This is a genomic window from Aeromonas sobria, from assembly GCF_006243315.1.
Taxonomy (GTDB): Bacteria; Pseudomonadota; Gammaproteobacteria; order Enterobacterales; family Aeromonadaceae; genus Aeromonas; species Aeromonas sobria_A.
Genome location: NZ_NKWE01000020.1, coordinates 1 through 15,828, shown reverse-complemented (window position 1 = coordinate 15,828; position 15,828 = coordinate 1). Strand labels below are relative to the sequence as shown.

Below are 15,828 nucleotides of genomic sequence, written 5' to 3'. Positions count from 1 at the left end.
GGTTTCAGCATAGGCGGGGAAAAGGGGGCGTGGTGGCGACTTAGCTGAGCTGGGTAAACTCCTGACGCAGCTTGCGAAAACGCTCCTGCTGGGCCGGGTTGAGGGGGATGCCGTCGAGTACGTCCAGGGTGTCTTTGCACTCGGCGCCAAACTCCGGGCTCTTGCGGTTTTTCTGCATCAGTTGCAGCAACACCTGGATCTTGTTGAGGGCCGCGCCGGTATTGGCGGGTGCGCGGCGCAGGGCCTCGCGGAAATGGCCGAGGGCCTGTTCCAGCTCACCGGCCTGATAGGCTTTGATCCCCAGCTCGTTGAGCTGCTGATAGCGCTGGCGCCGCTCCAGCACCGTCTTGTCATCCCGGGTGGCCTGAATGCAGGTGGTGAGCAGCCGATCTTCATCCTCCGCCAGCAGGCTCTGCAGGCTCTCGGCATATTCGAACTCGCCGAGCTGGTAGAGGGCGAGGATGGTTTCGCCGAGCAGGGCGGGGGGCATGGTGGCCGGCTCATCAAGCCAGTTCTGGTTGGCGCGATAGAGCATCTTCTTGCCTTTGAGCAGCTCTCCCAGTGCAATCTGTACCCGCGCCTGACAGATCTGCTCGAACACCGGGTAGTTGAACTCCGACATCATCAGCGAATCGCGGATCCGCGACAGGGCCGAGTTGACCTGTTTTTGCAGGTTGGCGATGTGGTAGCTGTCGTTGCTATTGAGGGCGTAGAGGGTCAATGTCTGGATATAGGCCCCCAGATAGTGGGGGGTGCGGTGGATGGAGTTGCGCGACAAGTCGATGAGCGAAAGCAGTACATCTTTAGCCTGGGCGTAGTCGTGGCGCTGCAGGCAGACCTCTGCCAGACGGCGGGAGAGCTGTACCGACTGGGGGGAGATATCCACCGCCCGTCTGAGTTCTTGCTGGGCCAGATCGCCATTGCCAAGGGCCAGCAGGGATTCCGCCAACCAGCGATGAGCTTCCACCATCAGCGGGGTATTTTTGATGGTCGCCTGCAGGTGGCTGACTGCCTCTTCATGGAGCCCAAGGGTGTTGCACGCCTTGCCAAGGGTTAACCGTGCCCAGCTATTTTCTTGTCCGGCCAGCAGCTGGCGCATCAGGGAGCGGGCCTCCTGCGCCTGATCCAGCTTGAGGTGGGTATCGGCCTGCAGGCAGCGGCAGTAGTTGGCAAAGCGGGGCACCGCATCGGCCCGCTCGGCGCAGGCGGTGATCAGGGCAGGCAGGTTGTTCTCGGCCAGTGCAGTAAAAACCGTGGCCAAGGCGTTGTGCCGGGCGAGGGCACGTTTGAGGCGAAACGAGAACTGCTCCTGGGAGAAGGGCTTCATCAGGTATTCGTCGGGTTCAGCCTCCAGCGCGCTCAGCACCATGGCGCGAGAGCTGTCGCCGCTCACCATGATCACCACGCTCTGGGGCGGGATCAGGCTCTTGTCGCGCAGACTTTCCAGCAGTTGGCGGCCATTTTCGCCGATCCCCAGATCGTAATCGATGAGATAGATGTCGAAACTGCCCTTCTGGCAGCGGCGTCGCGCGTCCTCGGCAGTATTGGAGTAGGTGATGTTGCTGATACCCAGATTGATCAGCATCGCCTTCATCATCACCTGAAACGAGCGCTGCTCATTGACCATCAGAATGCGTTGGGGTTTGGCTGGGCTCTTTTTTTCTGGCTCTTGTTCAGGTGTCTGCATCTGTCTGGGTCGAGGCGCTGCGGGCTGATGGGAGAAAGTGTGCCACCAAAGCGCCCGAAGAGGCAATTGGCCAAGTTGTCGATTGCGTACGACCTCATGTTCCGACGCATCCAAAGAGAAGGCCCCGCTGACGGGGCCCTCTGTTCACTGGCGTTTTTCTGCCCGCTTCTCTGTCAGTTTTTCGCCAAATAGGGGGCAAATTGCGGGGTGTACTCGGCCTTGAATCCCTGTTCTGTCTTGATGATGAGATAGACCGCCAGCTGGTGCTGCTTGGCAAATGCCATCCCGGCTTCAGGCCCCATCACCATCAGGGCGGTATCGAGGGCGTCGGCCTCCAGCGCGGTCGGGGTGATCACGCTCGCCGAGACCAGCTTGTGGGTGACCGGCTGGCCAGTGGCGGGGTCGATGATATGGGAGTAGCGCTGGCCATCCATCTCGTAGTAGTTGCGATAGCTGCCCGCGGTGCTGAGCGCCATGCCGTTGGGGATGACGATATCGGAAAACGCCCCCGGCTGATCGGACGGCTCGACGATGGCCACTCTCCATGGCGAGCCCTTGCTGTTGTTGCCCTTGCTGCGCACCGCACCGGCCACTTCGATCAGGTAGTTGTGCACTCCCTTGTGCTCGAGCTGGGCGGCAATCTCGTCGGAGGCGGCCCCTTCGCCGAGGGTGGAGAGGTCGAGATAGAGATCCGGGATCGTTTTTTCGAGCAGGAAGTGATCCCCCTGCGGGGTCAGGGTCAGCTTGTCGATGCCCACCTTGTGGCGGGCGGCGGCGATGGCTGCCTCATCGGGCCGCTTGACCGGGCGTTTGTCCGGGCCAAAGCCCCACAGATTGACCAGAGGCCCCACGGTCACATCCAGCTTGCCATTGGTCAGCTTACCGGCATCAATGCCCTGCTGGACTATGATGGCCATGGCGGGCGGGATGGCAAACGGGGTGTTGGCGGGCCCCTGATTGAAACGGGAGATGAGCGAGCCCGGATCGTAGGTGGAGATCTCCTGGTTCATCCGGGCCAGCAGGCTCTCTACGTCGTGCTTGAGGGAGGGCTCCCCACCGGGGTAGCTATCGCTTAAGGTCACCACATAGTAGGTGCCCATGGTCTTGCCCTGAATACGGGTCTGGGCAGGCGGGGTGGGCTGGCAGCCGGCCAGCGCCAGCAGCAGGGTCAGCAGCAGGCCGCGCAGGGCCGCCACGGGGGTCATCGCAATCATCCGGCGCTCTCATCTGGAGAAGGTTCATATCGGGGCGCTAGCTTAGCCAAGGGGCGCCCGTCGGGCGAGCCCTGATGGGGACAATCGGAGGGAAAAGGGCAGAAAAAATTAAACAGTTTTGAACCTGTGGCAGCAGTGGATCGTATCGTCCATCCAGAGGATGCTGATCGAAGAGTACGGCACAGTCTGGTGACATGGCCCGCAGCTTTGGTCAAAAGCCATAGCCGATTGAAGACAATTGAGTAAAATGAAGGTCGATTTAGACGGCATCTTTGCGACGTGCGAACCGCATCCGCCAAGTCGTTGCCATCCATTGCCAATCAAAGGAGAAGATGATGAAAAAGGCGATTACCCTGCTGTTTCTGAGTACCCTGGCTGCCCCCGTGCTGGCGGATGAGTGTGCACTGGTCATCGAAGGCAATGATGCCATGCAGTACAACCTCAAAGAGATGAGCGTTCCTGCTACCTGTAAAGAGGTGACCGTCACCCTGAATCACACCGGCAAGCTGCCTGCTGCCGCCATGGGCCACAACTGGGTGCTGGCCAGCACTGCCGACTATCAGACAGTAGCGACTGCGGGGATGAGTGCGGGGGCCGAAAATGGCTATCTGCCCAAGGATGATCCCCGTGTACTGGCCCATACCAAGCTGATCGGCGGCGGCGAGAGCAGCAGCGTCACCTTCAAGACCGACGGTCTGGCGGGCAAGGATCTCACCTTCTTCTGCTCCTTCCCCGGCCACTTCGCCATGATGAAGGGCTCCTTCAAGGTCAACTAAGGCGGTTACCGGCATCGAGCCGGTTGCCTCAATAGCAAAAGCCGGGATTGCCCGGCTTTTTCATCTCTGTTGCTGGCGTTTGGCGTGGGGTGGCATGGCTGCGAGCCGACGCCAGCGCTATTTGGCTTGAAGGGTAAAGAAGGCGATGGCGGTCTTCTTCTGGCATTCGAAGTGAATGCTCTCTTCCCCGGTCACCACCAGCGTCTCGTTGATGGCCACCTCTTTGCCCTGCACGGTCAGCTGGCCGCTCAGCAGGTGGCAGAGATAGGTTTTGTCCGTCTCCAGCGTGAGGGTCAGCGGGAAGGGAAGATTCAATACCCGTACGTTGGCGCTGATGCGATCCGGGTGGTAGATAAGGCCGAGATCGGTTACTTCTTTTTTCAGCAACTCGCAGTAGGTCTCTTCATCGCCGCTAAAGTGCGCCGCCTCGAAGGTGGCGTAAGGGTGGCCGTTAAGCACGAAGCCTGCGCCGCTCACCGGCAGCAAAATGCGCTGATAACCGGGAAAAGGGGAGAAGGGACCCGCGCTCTTGATGGGGGCCGAGCTCAGCCGGTAGTCAAAGTCGAGTTTGGCAAGGCTGCTCCCCTTGGGGGAGATGAGGATCTGGCTGCTGGACCCTTGCTGGTTTTTCCAGGGCATCTTCTGGTGGTCAGACTCTTTAATCAGGGTGATCACGGGTATTTCCTCATGATGAAAAAACCCAGGGAGCCGGGGACATCAGCCCCGGCTCCCTGCTCTTTAGCAACGAATAAAAGTGGTATCAGCCCTGGCCATCCAGCGCAGCCAGCCGCGCTTCCATGGCGGCGAGGCGGCTCTTGAGCTCGCTCACCTCCTGCTCCAGCTCGCTCAGGCGGTCGGCGGCAGGGGAGGCATAGGCCGCCGCGGGGGCGGCATCCATCATCGCCTGAATATCCACGTCGCCGCTAAACAGGTGGGCGTAGCGGGATTCCCGCTTGCCCGGCTCGCGCGGTAGCTTGACCACGAAGGGGCCCTGTTCGATGAGCTGGGCAAGTGTGGCATCCACCTCGGTGACATCATCGAAGCTGCAGAGGCGATTGGTGCGCGAGCGCAGTTCACCCGGGGTTTGCGGGCCGCGCAGCAGCAGTTCACAGACGATGCCGAGCTCCCGGGCGCTGAATTTGAGCTCGCCAAATTCGGTGTTGCAGAATCTGTGCTGGTAGCGGGGCACCCGGGCGTTGAAACCGGCGGTGTTGACCACCAGCCGCTTGCGGATCAGCTCGTCTATGACGGCGCGGATATCGAGTTCGGAGAGCTCCAGCACCGGCTCGCGGTTGCTCTTCTGGTTGCAGGCGTTCACCAGCGCATTGAGGGAGAGGGGATATTGATCCGGGGTGCAGATCTCTTTTTCAATCAGGCAGCCGATGACACGGGCCTCCAGCGGGCCAAGTACTAACTCCATTTCCTACTCCCTATCACATCGCGATTTCAAGAGCCCCTATCTTAGCCATGGCCCGCGCCACGTCTAGCGTTGCACGCCATTTTTGCGAGGTAATCAGGGGGTTGGCGAAAGGCTCGCCAACCACAGTGGCCGTACACGTCACGGTTGGCCGTGGTAGAAGCGTGCTTTATCGGCATACATGGCTTCGTCTGCCACCCTGCTGAGTTCGCTCAACGGGGTCTGGTCGCAGCTGCTCCAGCCGATGGCAAAGCGTAGCGGAAAGCTGTGCTCCCCATGCTGCACAGTGGTGCTCTGCTGGCTCGCCTCCAGTCTGGCAGCCAACTGCTGACAGGCGAGATGATCCGCCTCCGCCAGCAGCACGAACTCATCGCCGCCGATGCGGAAGATCTGCTCATCCTGACGGCAGAGGGTACGCAGCTGTTGAGCCATATGATTCAACAGGGCATCGCCGGCTGCGTGACCATATTGATCATTGGTACGCTTGAGGCCGTTGAGATCGAGCATAAAGAGGGCGAGATGGCGCTCGGGATGGCGTGCCAGCACCGCCTGATAGTGCTGAAATGTCTCTTCGAATGCTTGCCGGTTGGGCAGACCGGTGAGGTTGTCGGTGCGGGCGACCCGCGCCAGCTCATCGGTGAACAGGCGTCCCTCGATGCCCACCGCCAGCTGTTTGACAAAGAGCCGCAGGATAGCTCTGTCTTCGGTTTCAAGTCCCTGTGCACTGACCATCAGATAGCCAAATCTGACACCGCTCTGACTGCCTGGCAGGGTCATGATCTTCCAACGCTCCTGCTGCCACAAACATTCGGAATGTTTGGCATCCTCATCCATCAGCTGGGCCAGTTTTTCCTGAAAAATTCCGCGCATGGCGATATCAACCCCCTGGGTCAGGGAGTAATTCTCTTGCCCGTCCTGGCGGATCACCAGTCCCCAGCTGTGTCCGGGATAGAGCTCGGAGATCTGCAGCAGGGCTGAGCTGGCCAGCTCGGCGATATCCAAATCCAGCTGCTGATGCAGGCCAAATTGCAGCCAGGATTGCAGGATATGGCGGCTGCGCGCTTCCCGGCTCAGGGCCAAGCGCAGCGCTGTGGTCTGTGCGGCGACCTCTTGCTCCAGCTCGTCGTTGAATCCGACTAGCCGCTGGTTGAAGGTCTCCTTCTCGCTATTGGCGAGCTGCAGCTGCTGGTTCTGCTGATAGAGGGCTCGCACTTGAGCGGAGATGGTGTAGGCCATCTCCTGTAGCAGTTGGCGCACCTCGTCATACTCGACAAAGCGCAGCGGTGCTTGCCGTTGCTGATAGTTGCCCTGGCCATAACTGCGTACCAGCGCCGCCAGCGAGCGCAGTGGTCGGGTCAACCAGCGAGTGAGCCAGACACAGCTGATGACCACCAGTAACAACATGACGGCGATGCTGCCGGTCAGCAGTTGCTGGGATTTGTTGAGTTCGCTGACCCTGTCGGCGTTATAGCTGTAAAGGGTGATGGTGGGGCTGAGATCCTTCTCCAACTGGGGCCAGCTGATGACCAAGGGCTGCGCCATCTGGCTCGGAACCCCGTCATTCACCCCTTTGTCACCATGGTGGATGCCTTGGTAGAGACGAGACGCTCCCTGCGAAATCACCAGATACTCGCTCCCCTTGAGATAGGGCTCCAGCAGGTAGGCCATCTGTCGCCAGGGGAGGATCGCCATCACGAAACCAGAGGGGGTCTGCATCACGCCCGCGCGCTGGTGGTTGCGATAGATGGGGGCCACCAGCGCCAGAGCACCGCTGTGGTCCTGCTCCATGTTGCCGACCAGCACGGGATCATCGACGGGCAGCAGCAGATGCTTGCCCTGTTTGGCCTCACGGGTCTTGCTCCAGGCCATCAGCTGCGGCATCAGGTTGCTCGCTTCGAGGTGCGATGCCTGACCATGGACGTACTCCACCACCTGTCCCTGGTCATTGATCAGATAGGCCGAGGTCAGCAGGCTGTTGGACTTGATGAAGGTGGCCAAAGCCAGCCGGGCATGGCTGGAGAAGAGGAAGTTGTCGAGGGCCTGATGGAGCACCCGATCCTGGCTGAGCTGGTTGATCTGGGTGCCGGTCAGCTCGCTGCGAAAGCGTGCCTCGCGGGTCATGCTGGTGAGGGCCCGCTCCAGTTGTGACTGTTCGCTCTGGGCAATGATCTGGTGCTGGCGGATCAGCAGTACCGTGCTGGCCAGCAGGGCGGGTAGCAACGCAACGGTAAACAGGATGATGATGAGGGCTGGGCCCAGACGAAAGGTGCGGCGATTCATGGTGACGTGACCTGCCGGTATTGTTGATCTGCCAGTTGTTGCATATAGCGGGCCGTTTCGGGGGCGCCGAGCCCCTCCTTGAAGCGCTCGAATCCCTTCTCCATCGCCTGCCAGGCAATAGACATGGCACTGTCAGAGGGCATGGGAATGGTGGCAGTGAACTGTTCCAGCAGCACTTTTGTCAGCGGGGTAGGGTGGCGGCTAATGGTGGTAAAGGCCTGCTGATTGACCGGCAGCAGTGCCCCCTGTTGATAGATGAACTGCTGGATATCCTGGCGTTGGATAAAGGCCAGCAGTGCCTGGATGGCATCCCGTCGCTCCTTCTCCTCCATCGCGCTGCGGGAGGCCGTTATCACATAAGCACCACTCATGGAGTACATGGGGAGTGTTTGCCAGCTTGGCAGCAGGGCCACTCCCAGCTGATCCCCCATGTTTTTCACCAGATCATTGAAGGCCCAGTCCCCGTTGATGAGGTAGGCGCTCTTACCTTCATTAAAGCGGGTGAGGGCGGTGTCATAGTCGCAGTCGGGGTCGATCCATTGCTCGCTGGCAACGGTGCGGTAGGCCTCCAGCGCTTGCACCATGGCCGGGGTATCGAGGGTGATGTGCCCCTTGCTGACCGGTGTACCACCAAAGGTGTGCAAAAATGCGGCGAAATAGTACATGTCGTTATATGGCCAACTGACGGGGTAGACCCCCTTTGCCTTGAGGGCCGGTGTGATGGCGGCCAGTTGCTGCCACCGGGTCACTGGAGCCGATACCAGCGCCTTGTTGTAAAACAGCATCAGATGGTTGCCCTGCATCATGGGCATGCCCCAGCGCCGGGCATCGAGAGTGACATAGTGCAGAGCATTGTTCATCAGTTCGGATGAGAACCACTCATCAGGGATGGGCGATAGCCGCATCTGCTGATAGAGGCCGATAAAATCGGAAGGGACCAGCATCAGATCGGGTAACCCTTTGGCCTGGGCCGCCAGCAGAATATCTGCCTTGATCTTGTCGGGCTCGAACTGGAGTGCCCGGACCCGGTGGCCGCTCTCCTGATTGAAGCGGGCTATCACCTGATCAATGACATAACCGGCCTGCTGGGAATGCCATAACTCCAGCTCCTGAGCTCGCAGAGGGGGGCTGCAAGAGAGCAGGCAAAGCAGCAACAGATGATAAAATGGCCGTTTTTTACGCATATTATCATCGCCCTTATTGATTGCATCCCAAGGCCAAAATGTAACAAACAACGGATGCTATCGATAGCGCTGCGGGTCAACTAATTGACAGGAATAACAAAAAGCCCGGCTCTTGAGCCGGGCTGGGGGATAAATTGCTTATCCGGGTAATCGTCGAGGCATCTAGTGTGGATGTTGTTTGAGGATGTCGTATATCTCATCTTTCAGTTTAAGTTTCTGTTTTTTCAGATCCTTCACCTCAGAGCTAAAGTCGCTGGCGTGGTGCTTTTCCAGTTTCTTAATCTCCTCATCCAGGTCGTTATGCAAGTCAAACTTTTTCTGGAAATGGACATCACTGCTCTTCAGTTTAGAGATGAGATCTCTGTACTCCGGGAACATGTAATGGAACCTCCTTGGTTACGCTTGTCTGTGCCTGTAACACCAAGCTACCCCTTAGTGACCGGGATAAATGTGATCATGATCGGATTTAGGGGTAATCATTTGAAGTATTGGGGAGGATTTTTTTAACCTTTTGAATCAAAACAAGATAATTGATTTATCAATCTGAAAGACGAGCCAAAGTGTGCGGAAAGTGTGCGGAAAGTCACAACCGGGGATGTGCCGGCGTGAGGGGGCAGGATCAACAAAGGGGCCCGTCGGCTGTCACGTGATCACATCTCTGGATGCCCAAGAGATTGCGCTAGCAGGATGCAACAGCGGCTCTGGTTGGTGAGCAAGGGCGGTAGCGAGCGCGACTAGCCTTCTGGTGCGTCCGGGGTTGTTGAGGTTGGCGTGGCCAAACTGGGCCTGAGCCCATTGTGCAGGTTGGGTGGAGGGGCATGTTAGAGCCTTGATGGGGCGCTGACAGGTTCAGATCACGGCAGGGGAACACAGTTCAAAAAAATCCCCAAGCGATGCTTGGGGATTTTTGTATAGAGAGACAGGCCCGCGGGAGCCCTTGTTCATGTCGCGTTATCAGCGTTTGATCTTCTTGGGGTTGGTGTAGCCCCAGATGGTGTACATATCCGCCAACAGTGCACCGTTGTACTCCTCCAGATCAGCCTGTTTCACTTCGGCCTCACCCTGACGGCCAAACAGCACCACCTCGTCGCCGGGTTTCACCCCTTTGAGATCGGTCACATCCACCATGATGGTGTTCATGGAGGTCTTGCCGACCACCGGCACCTTCTGACCCTGGATCAGCACATAGGCCTTGTTGCTCAGCGCCCGGCGATAGCCATCGGAGTAACCCAGCGGCAGGTTGGCCAGCCAGGAGTCACGCTTAAGGGTAAAGGTGCGGTCATAACCGACGGTATTGCCCGCCGCATAGTGGTTGACCGAGGCGACCTGGGTCTTGAACGCCATCACCCGCTTGTACTCGGTGTAGGAGGGGATGGAGTCGCCGTAGAGCAGGCCGCCGGGGCGCACCATGTCGAAGTAGGCGTCCGGCACAGCCAGGGTGGCGAAGGAGTTGGCGGCGTGGATGGTGATCTTGCTGCGATCCAGCTTGCCCGCTTCCAGCAACCACTGGGAGTCCAGTTTGAACTGGGCCAGCCCCATCTTGACGTCCTCTTTCTCCTCTACCGGGAAGTGGGTCATGATGCCGACCGGGGTGATCCCCTTGAGCTTGAGCATGGCCAGCGCATCCTGCTTGGAGTCGGCCAGACGCAGGTCGATGCCGTTACGGCTCATGCCAGCAGAGTTGAGGGCGACATGCACCGGAATGGTAGTGTGGTGGCGCTGGGCGATGTCGGCAATGCCCTGGGCACTCACCAGACTGCCGATCAACTCTTCCATTTTGTAGGGCAGGGCCTGCTCCACTTCGGCCGGGGTGGCGGCACGCACCCGCATCAGACGGCCGGTAAAGCCCTTCTCGCGGGCGACGCGCGCCTCTTCGTTGCTGGCGATGCCGATGCAGGGGATATTGGCCTTGACCACGGAGGGGACCAGCAGGTCGATGCCATGACCATAGGCGTCGGCCTTCATGATGGCGCAGATCTGCGGGCCCTTGTCACCGAGGCGATCCTTGAGGGTCTGGATATTGTGTTCAAAGGCGCCCAGATCCACTTCCAACCAGGCGTTGCTGGCGGTTTGCTCCTGACCGTTGCGATGATCCGTCGCAAGGGGCAGGTAGGGCGCCGCAACGGCTTGGCCCGCGAGCAGGCCGAAGATCAGGGTAGCCAATAGCGTTTTCTTATGCATGGTGATTCCTTTTTGTTGTTCGCGTTGGATAGTGTGGATGAGAGTGTCAATATTGGCTGTGGTTTCACGACAACCTGTTGTTATTATTATGATCTTTGTCACTTTAAACAGGCGCTGCCCGATTGCGAGTCTACCGCAACAAGGCATCAGCCGACACTCGTCAGGGGAAGAAAATGGCCAATCTTGAGTTACGTTTGCCACCACCACTGATCTTCCTGCTCTGTGCAGGAACCATGTGGTGGCTGAGGGTAGAGGGGCAACCCGGAGTATGGGTCATGACACTGATAGCCGTGCTTTTTGTGGCAGGAGCCATCATGGGCTTTGGTGCCCTGCAACGGTTTCGCCACCACCAGACCACGGTCAGCCCCACCAAACCTCAGCACACCAGTCGTCTGGTGACCTGTGGCGTCTATCGTCTCAGCCGTAATCCCATGTATCTGGGGCTGCTCTGCTGGTTGCTGGCCTGGGGTTGTTATCTGGGAGGCATCTGGGTTTGGCTTGGGCCTATCATGCTGGTGGCCTGGCTGACCCGTTTTCAGATCATGCCGGAGGAGCGGTTGCTGCGCGCCCGCTTTGGCGACGAGTATGCTCGCTACTGCCTGCGCGTTCGCCGCTGGTGTTGAGGGGGAGTTGATCGGTAGTTGGTTGGTAATTGAGCTGTAGTTGATAGGGCGTTGAGCAGTAGGAGTGTGTCTCGAGAAAAGTGGTAGCCCCCCGAGCCGATTAAGGCCCGGGGGGCAGGTGAGCACTAGAAGTGATCGTTTTTCTCGTCCTTGGTGGGTTCCAGGCTCCAGCCGGTGGCATCGCTGCTGCTGGCAATCTGCCCCTTCTCTTTCCACAGCTTGATCTTGAGGCGCAGGTTGTTGGCCGAGTCGGCGTTTTTCACTGCTTCTTCCTCCTCAATCACCCCTTCCACCACCAGATCGAACAGGGCGCTGTCAAAGGTAACCATGCCGAGGGCTTTGGATTTTTCCATCACCTCTTTTAGGCTGCCAAATTCACCGCGCTTGATCATGTCGCGGATGGTGTGGGTGCCGAGCATGATCTCCACCGCCGCCCGGCGGCCGCCATCGGTGGTTTTCACCAGCCGCTGGGAGACAAAGGCCTTGAGGTTGTTGCCCAGATCGTTGAGCAGCTGCGGGCGGCGCTCCTCGGGGAAGAAGTTGATGATGCGATCCAGCGCCTGGTTGGCGTTGTTGGCGTGCAGGGTGGAGATGGCAAGGTGACCGGTTTCGGAGAAAGCCAGTGCATGTTCCATGGTCTCGCGATCGCGGATCTCGCCGATAAGGATCACATCCGGTGCCTGACGCAGGGTGTTTTTCAGGGCGGCGTGGAAGCTGCGGGTATCCACGCCAACTTCCCGCTGATTGATGATGCTCTTGCGATGGCGATGGACGAACTCCACCGGATCTTCGATGGTGATGATGTGGCCGCCGCTGTTGCGGTTGCGGTGGTCGATCAGCGCGGCCAGCGAGGTGGATTTGCCCGAGCCGGTGCCGCCAACAAACAGTACCAGGCCGCGCTTCTCCATGATGGTATCGAGCAGCACTGGCGGAAGTTTGAGGTCTTCAAAGCGGGGGATCTCGGTCTTGATATTACGGGCCACCAGGGAGACTTCGTTACGCTGCTTGAAGATGTTGATCCGGAAACGGCCGATCTGGGGCAGGGAGATAGCAAGGTTCATCTCCAGCTCCTTCTCGAACTGCTGTTTCTGCTCGCCATCCATGATTTCGGCGGCGATCCTGGCTACGTCGCCTGGCGCCAGTGGCGTGTCGTTCAGAGGCCGCATACCGCCGTGGAATTTGGCGCAGGGAGGGGCTCCGGTTGAGAGATAAAGGTCCGAGCCATCTTGCTGGGCCAGGATCTGTAGCATGTCTCGCAATTCCATTGTTTTGCCTCGTCGATCAAGGAGATGCCATAAGCGGGATGATATTGAGTGTACAGCCTCAGGCGCCGGTCAGTTTCTCGCGAAAGACAAAAAAGACCGCACCGAGAATGCAGAGCCCTGCCCAGAGGTAATCCCATTTCAGATCTTCTTTGAGATAGAAGATAGAGAAGGGAACGAATACGGTGAGGGTGATCACCTCTTGCAGGATTTTCAGCTGGCCTACACTCAGCACGGTGTGGCCGATGCGGTTAGCGGGCACTTGTAACAGATATTCGAACAGGGCGATACCCCAGCTCACCAGGGCGGCAATGATCCAGGGTTTGTGGTTCATGCTCTTGAGGTGAGCGTACCAGGCGAACGTCATAAAGACGTTGCTGCAGAGCAGCAGACCGATACTGGCGAAAATCGGGTTCATAGGGTTCTCCTTGAAAATCCGGCGCATTTTATCCCTGAACCACGGGTTTTCATACGTGGTGCGGGAGGGTATTTTTAACCAACAGGATCAGGCCGTGCGAGGTATGCGACGGGATGGGCAAGTTAAGCGGGATAGTGTTGTTACTGTTATTTGCCATGCCGGTGCGTGCGAACCCGACGCTGACGGTGACCACCGATCTCTGGCCGCCATTTCGCATCTTGCAGCCGGATGGCCAGTTGCAGGGGCTCGATATGGATATCTTGCGCCGGTTGCAACAGGCGAGCGGCATTGAGTTGCAGGTGCGGCGGATGCCGTGGGGCAGGGCGCTCAAGCAGATGCGGACCGGTCAGGTCGATTTGATGATTGGGCTGGCTTATACCGCCGAGCGGGCGCAGTTCATCGACTATCTGCAACCTGCCTACTACCAGTGCTGGCCCGCGTTTTATGGTCAGCCGGTCAATGTGGCCCGGATCCACCAATACCGCGATCTGCAGGGGGTGAAGGTGGGCTATGTGCTCAACTCCGCCTACTTTGAGCCCTTCAACAGTGACAGTCGTCTCGACAAGCACGGGGTACCCACCGAAGATCAGCTGCTGCGCATGGTGCAGCGCGGTCACCTGCCGCTGATGATCGGCACCGACTGTCAGGTGGACTATGCCCTGAGTCAGGGAAATGCCAGACGGATAGGCAAGGCAGACTACCGCCCCGCCACGCCGGTGACCCTCTATCTGGGGATGAGCAAGCACTCACCTCACCAGTCGCTGCGCCAGCCCTTGCTGGTGGCGCTGCAAAATCTGGTGGCCAGCGGTGAGATAAGCGTGATGGCCAAGCGTTACCAGCCTTGACCTCGGGTGGCAAGCCACTGTTATCATGCCCTTTTCCTGCTTCCCCCTCTTTGCCCCGCGATCGGGTTGGGGATGGAGCCTAGTTATTGTCGGGGATCATCCTTGTACCTCTCCCTTATCGCCCGTCAGCAGCGCTGGCAGCGGCGCTGGCTCTGTGGCCTGACGCTGTTGACCCTGCTGCTGTTTCTCTTCTCCCTCGTCTGGGGCGAGTTTGTGCTGCTGCCCTGGCAGCCCCTTGGCGATCTCGAACAGCGCATCCTGCTGGAGCTGCGGCTGCCGCGCGCCCTGTTGGCCTTGCTGGCCGGAGCTGCGCTGGCCTGTGGCGGCGCCGTGCTGCAAGTGATGCTGCACAATCCGGTGGCGGAGCCCGGGCTGCTTGGCGTCTCAAGCGGAGCAGGACTGGCCGCCATGGTGGCGATGACGGTGGCCAAATCCCTCGGTCTCTATCTGCCCGGCTGGGGGCTGTCGCTGGCGGCCTTTGGCGGCGCGCTGCTGGTGACCATGTTGCTCATTCGGCTGGCTCGCCGGGCGCGTCTCGGCCATGCCCGCTTACTGCTGTTTGGCGTGGCCATCGGCATTCTCACCAATGCCGCCATGACCTGGCTGATGTACTTTGCTGACGACGGCTCCCTGCGTGAATTCATGTTCTGGATGATGGGCAGCCTCTCTTATGGCAGTCAGCAGTTCGGCTGGTGGTGGCTGGTGCTGCCGCTCACCCTGGGCTGGCTCTGCTGGCAGGGCAAGGCGCTGCAACAGTTGTTGTTGGGGGAGACCCAGGCCCGCCTGATGGGGATGGATGTCGACAAGATGCGGGTGCGACTGGTGCTGGCGGTCTGCCTGCTTACCGGTGTGGCTGTGTCCCTGTGCGGCGTGATCGGTTTTGTCGGGCTGGTGGTGCCCCATCTGTTGCGGCTGTGTGGTGGCAGCGATCAGCGCTTCTTGCTGCCCGCTTCGGCGCTGGGGGGCGGGGCCCTGCTGCTGGCGGCCGATCTGGTTGCCCGCTCGGCGATCAGTGCTGGCGAGCTGCCCATCGGGGTGATTACCGCCTCAGTGGGTGCTCCGCTCTTTATCTATCTGCTATTGAGGCAAGATGCCGATGTCGCCCGCTGATCCCATGCCTGTTGCTCGTGCTGCGGCCCCGTTGCTGGAGGCGCGTGCGCTCGCCATTGCCGGACGGCTCTCCCCCCTCGATATCCGCTGGCAGGGTGGCCAGCTGGTGGCACTGCTCGGCCCCAATGGCAGCGGCAAATCGACTCTGCTCGGCGCGTTGGCGGGGATCTTGCCCACCGAGGGCACAGTGCTGCTGGGGGGGGAAGTGCTCACTGACCTGAGTTGGCCTGAGCTTGCCAAACGGCGCGCCATGTTGCCCCAGCGCCAGCCCCAGCTGTTTCATATTCCGGTGTTTCAGGTGCTGAGCCTGGGTCTTGATCAAGGGGTTGCGCCTGCCAAACAGAACGAAGCGATCAAGGCGCTGTGCGAGGCGCTGGAGCTGGAGGCTTTGCTGGCCCGAGACTTCAGCCGGTTGTCGGGGGGCGAGCAGCAGCGAGTACTGATTGCCCGCACCCTGTTGCAGGTGTGGCCGAGCCTCAATCCGAGCGGCAAGGTGCTGCTGCTGGACGAGCCGCTGGCGGGGCTCGACCTGCATCATCAGCTGGCGCTGCTGCGCTTGCTGAAAACCCTAGCCGGGCAGGGATTGCTGGTGGTGCTCGCCATCCACGATATCAATCTGGCCATCGACTGGGCCGACCGCATTCTTTGCCTGCAACAGGGCGCTGTGGTGCGCGAAGGGGGCGTCGAGCTGGTGGATGAGGCGCTGCTGGAGCAGGTGTTCCAGATCCGCACAGACCGCATCGAAGCGGCAGGACGGGTCTGGTTTATGCCGACCCTCTAGCAAGTGTTGGCAGTCACTCACAGGTAAAGAAAGGCTCTGTCCCAATTATG

Annotated in this window: 16 protein-coding genes; 5 read left to right on the top strand and 11 right to left on the bottom strand. The window is 59.5% G+C overall.

Features of this window, described 5'->3' with window-relative positions:
• Nucleotides 1-40 precede the first annotated feature (40 nt).
• Together CF137_RS05650 and CF137_RS05645 are read right to left on the bottom strand one after the other, a co-directional pair.
• Nucleotides 41-1,687, bottom strand: a complete 1,647-nt coding sequence (locus CF137_RS05650) for a tetratricopeptide repeat-containing response regulator (RefSeq protein ID WP_139718321.1) — start codon at nt 1,685-1,687, stop codon at nt 41-43.
• 173 nt (nt 1,688-1,860) lie between these two features.
• Complete coding sequence (locus CF137_RS05645) at nt 1,861-2,901, bottom strand: FAD:protein FMN transferase (protein WP_139718320.1); 1,041 nt, start codon at nt 2,899-2,901, stop codon at nt 1,861-1,863.
• Between the two features lie 335 nt (nt 2,902-3,236).
• On the opposite strand from CF137_RS05645, the gene azu reads away from it, so the two are divergent.
• The gene (azu, locus tag CF137_RS05640; RefSeq protein WP_042018827.1) at nt 3,237-3,677 is read left to right on the top strand and encodes an azurin; all 441 of its coding nucleotides are present in this window, start codon (nt 3,237-3,239) and stop codon (nt 3,675-3,677) included.
• Between the two features lie 117 nt (nt 3,678-3,794).
• On the opposite strand, the gene CF137_RS05635 is transcribed toward azu, so the two are convergent.
• The 7 genes from CF137_RS05635 to alr all read right to left on the bottom strand — a co-directional run bounded on the left by CF137_RS05635 (nt 3,795) and on the right by alr (nt 10,739).
• A complete protein-coding gene (locus CF137_RS05635; RefSeq protein WP_139718319.1) occupies nt 3,795-4,352 on the bottom strand; it encodes a HutD family protein in 558 nt (185 codons plus the stop codon).
• An 85-nt stretch (nt 4,353-4,437) separates the two neighbouring features.
• Nucleotides 4,438-5,097 (bottom strand): YceH family protein, encoded by a 660-nt coding sequence (locus CF137_RS05630; RefSeq protein ID WP_101325201.1) that lies wholly within the window; start codon nt 5,095-5,097, stop codon nt 4,438-4,440.
• Nucleotides 5,098-5,235: 138 nt separating this feature from the next.
• On the bottom strand, nt 5,236-7,374 hold the full coding sequence (locus CF137_RS05625; protein ID WP_139718318.1) for a sensor domain-containing diguanylate cyclase: 2,139 nt from the start codon (nt 7,372-7,374) through the stop codon (nt 5,236-5,238).
• The gene (locus CF137_RS05620; RefSeq protein ID WP_139718317.1) at nt 7,371-8,558 is read right to left on the bottom strand and encodes a sugar ABC transporter substrate-binding protein; all 1,188 of its coding nucleotides are present in this window, start codon (nt 8,556-8,558) and stop codon (nt 7,371-7,373) included. Before CF137_RS05620 ends, CF137_RS05625 begins: the two co-directional genes overlap by 4 nt.
• Before the next feature lie 162 nt (nt 8,559-8,720).
• Nucleotides 8,721-8,936, bottom strand: coding sequence for a YdcH family protein (locus CF137_RS05615; protein WP_139718316.1), 216 nt, complete (start codon nt 8,934-8,936; stop codon nt 8,721-8,723).
• A gap of 264 nt (nt 8,937-9,200) precedes the next feature.
• Nucleotides 9,201-9,392, bottom strand: a complete 192-nt coding sequence (locus CF137_RS22385; protein WP_275066012.1) for a transposase DNA-binding-containing protein — start codon at nt 9,390-9,392, stop codon at nt 9,201-9,203.
• A gap of 120 nt (nt 9,393-9,512) precedes the next feature.
• Nucleotides 9,513-10,739, bottom strand: coding sequence for an alanine racemase (gene alr / locus CF137_RS05605; RefSeq protein WP_139718315.1), 1,227 nt, complete (start codon nt 10,737-10,739; stop codon nt 9,513-9,515).
• Between the two features lie 173 nt (nt 10,740-10,912).
• Here alr and CF137_RS05600 point away from each other — a divergent pair, with 173 nt between their 5' ends.
• Nucleotides 10,913-11,362, top strand: coding sequence for a methyltransferase family protein (locus CF137_RS05600; protein ID WP_139718314.1), 450 nt, complete (start codon nt 10,913-10,915; stop codon nt 11,360-11,362).
• 125 nt (nt 11,363-11,487) lie between these two features.
• On the opposite strand, the gene tapW is transcribed toward CF137_RS05600, so the two are convergent.
• Nucleotides 11,488-12,627 (bottom strand): type IVa pilus ATPase TapW, encoded by a 1,140-nt coding sequence (gene tapW, locus CF137_RS05595; RefSeq protein WP_042018838.1) that lies wholly within the window; start codon nt 12,625-12,627, stop codon nt 11,488-11,490.
• 58 nt (nt 12,628-12,685) lie between these two features.
• Entirely contained in the window at nt 12,686-13,042 is a 357-nt protein-coding gene (locus tag CF137_RS05590) for a DMT family protein (protein WP_033137992.1), read from the bottom strand.
• A 113-nt stretch (nt 13,043-13,155) separates the two neighbouring features.
• On the opposite strand from CF137_RS05590, the gene CF137_RS05585 reads away from it, so the two are divergent.
• From CF137_RS05585 to CF137_RS05575, 3 genes are all read left to right on the top strand, one after another.
• Nucleotides 13,156-13,887: a substrate-binding periplasmic protein gene (locus CF137_RS05585; protein WP_139718313.1), complete on the top strand. Its 732-nt coding sequence runs from the start codon at nt 13,156-13,158 to the stop codon at nt 13,885-13,887.
• Between the two features lie 102 nt (nt 13,888-13,989).
• Nucleotides 13,990-14,997, top strand: a complete 1,008-nt coding sequence (btuC, locus tag CF137_RS05580; protein ID WP_139718312.1) for a vitamin B12 ABC transporter permease BtuC — start codon at nt 13,990-13,992, stop codon at nt 14,995-14,997.
• On the top strand, nt 14,984-15,778 hold the full coding sequence (locus tag CF137_RS05575) for an ATP-binding cassette domain-containing protein (protein WP_162515867.1): 795 nt from the start codon (nt 14,984-14,986) through the stop codon (nt 15,776-15,778). The genes btuC and CF137_RS05575 overlap by 14 nt, the downstream gene beginning before the upstream one ends.
• The last annotated feature ends 50 nt before the right edge of the window (nt 15,779-15,828 follow it).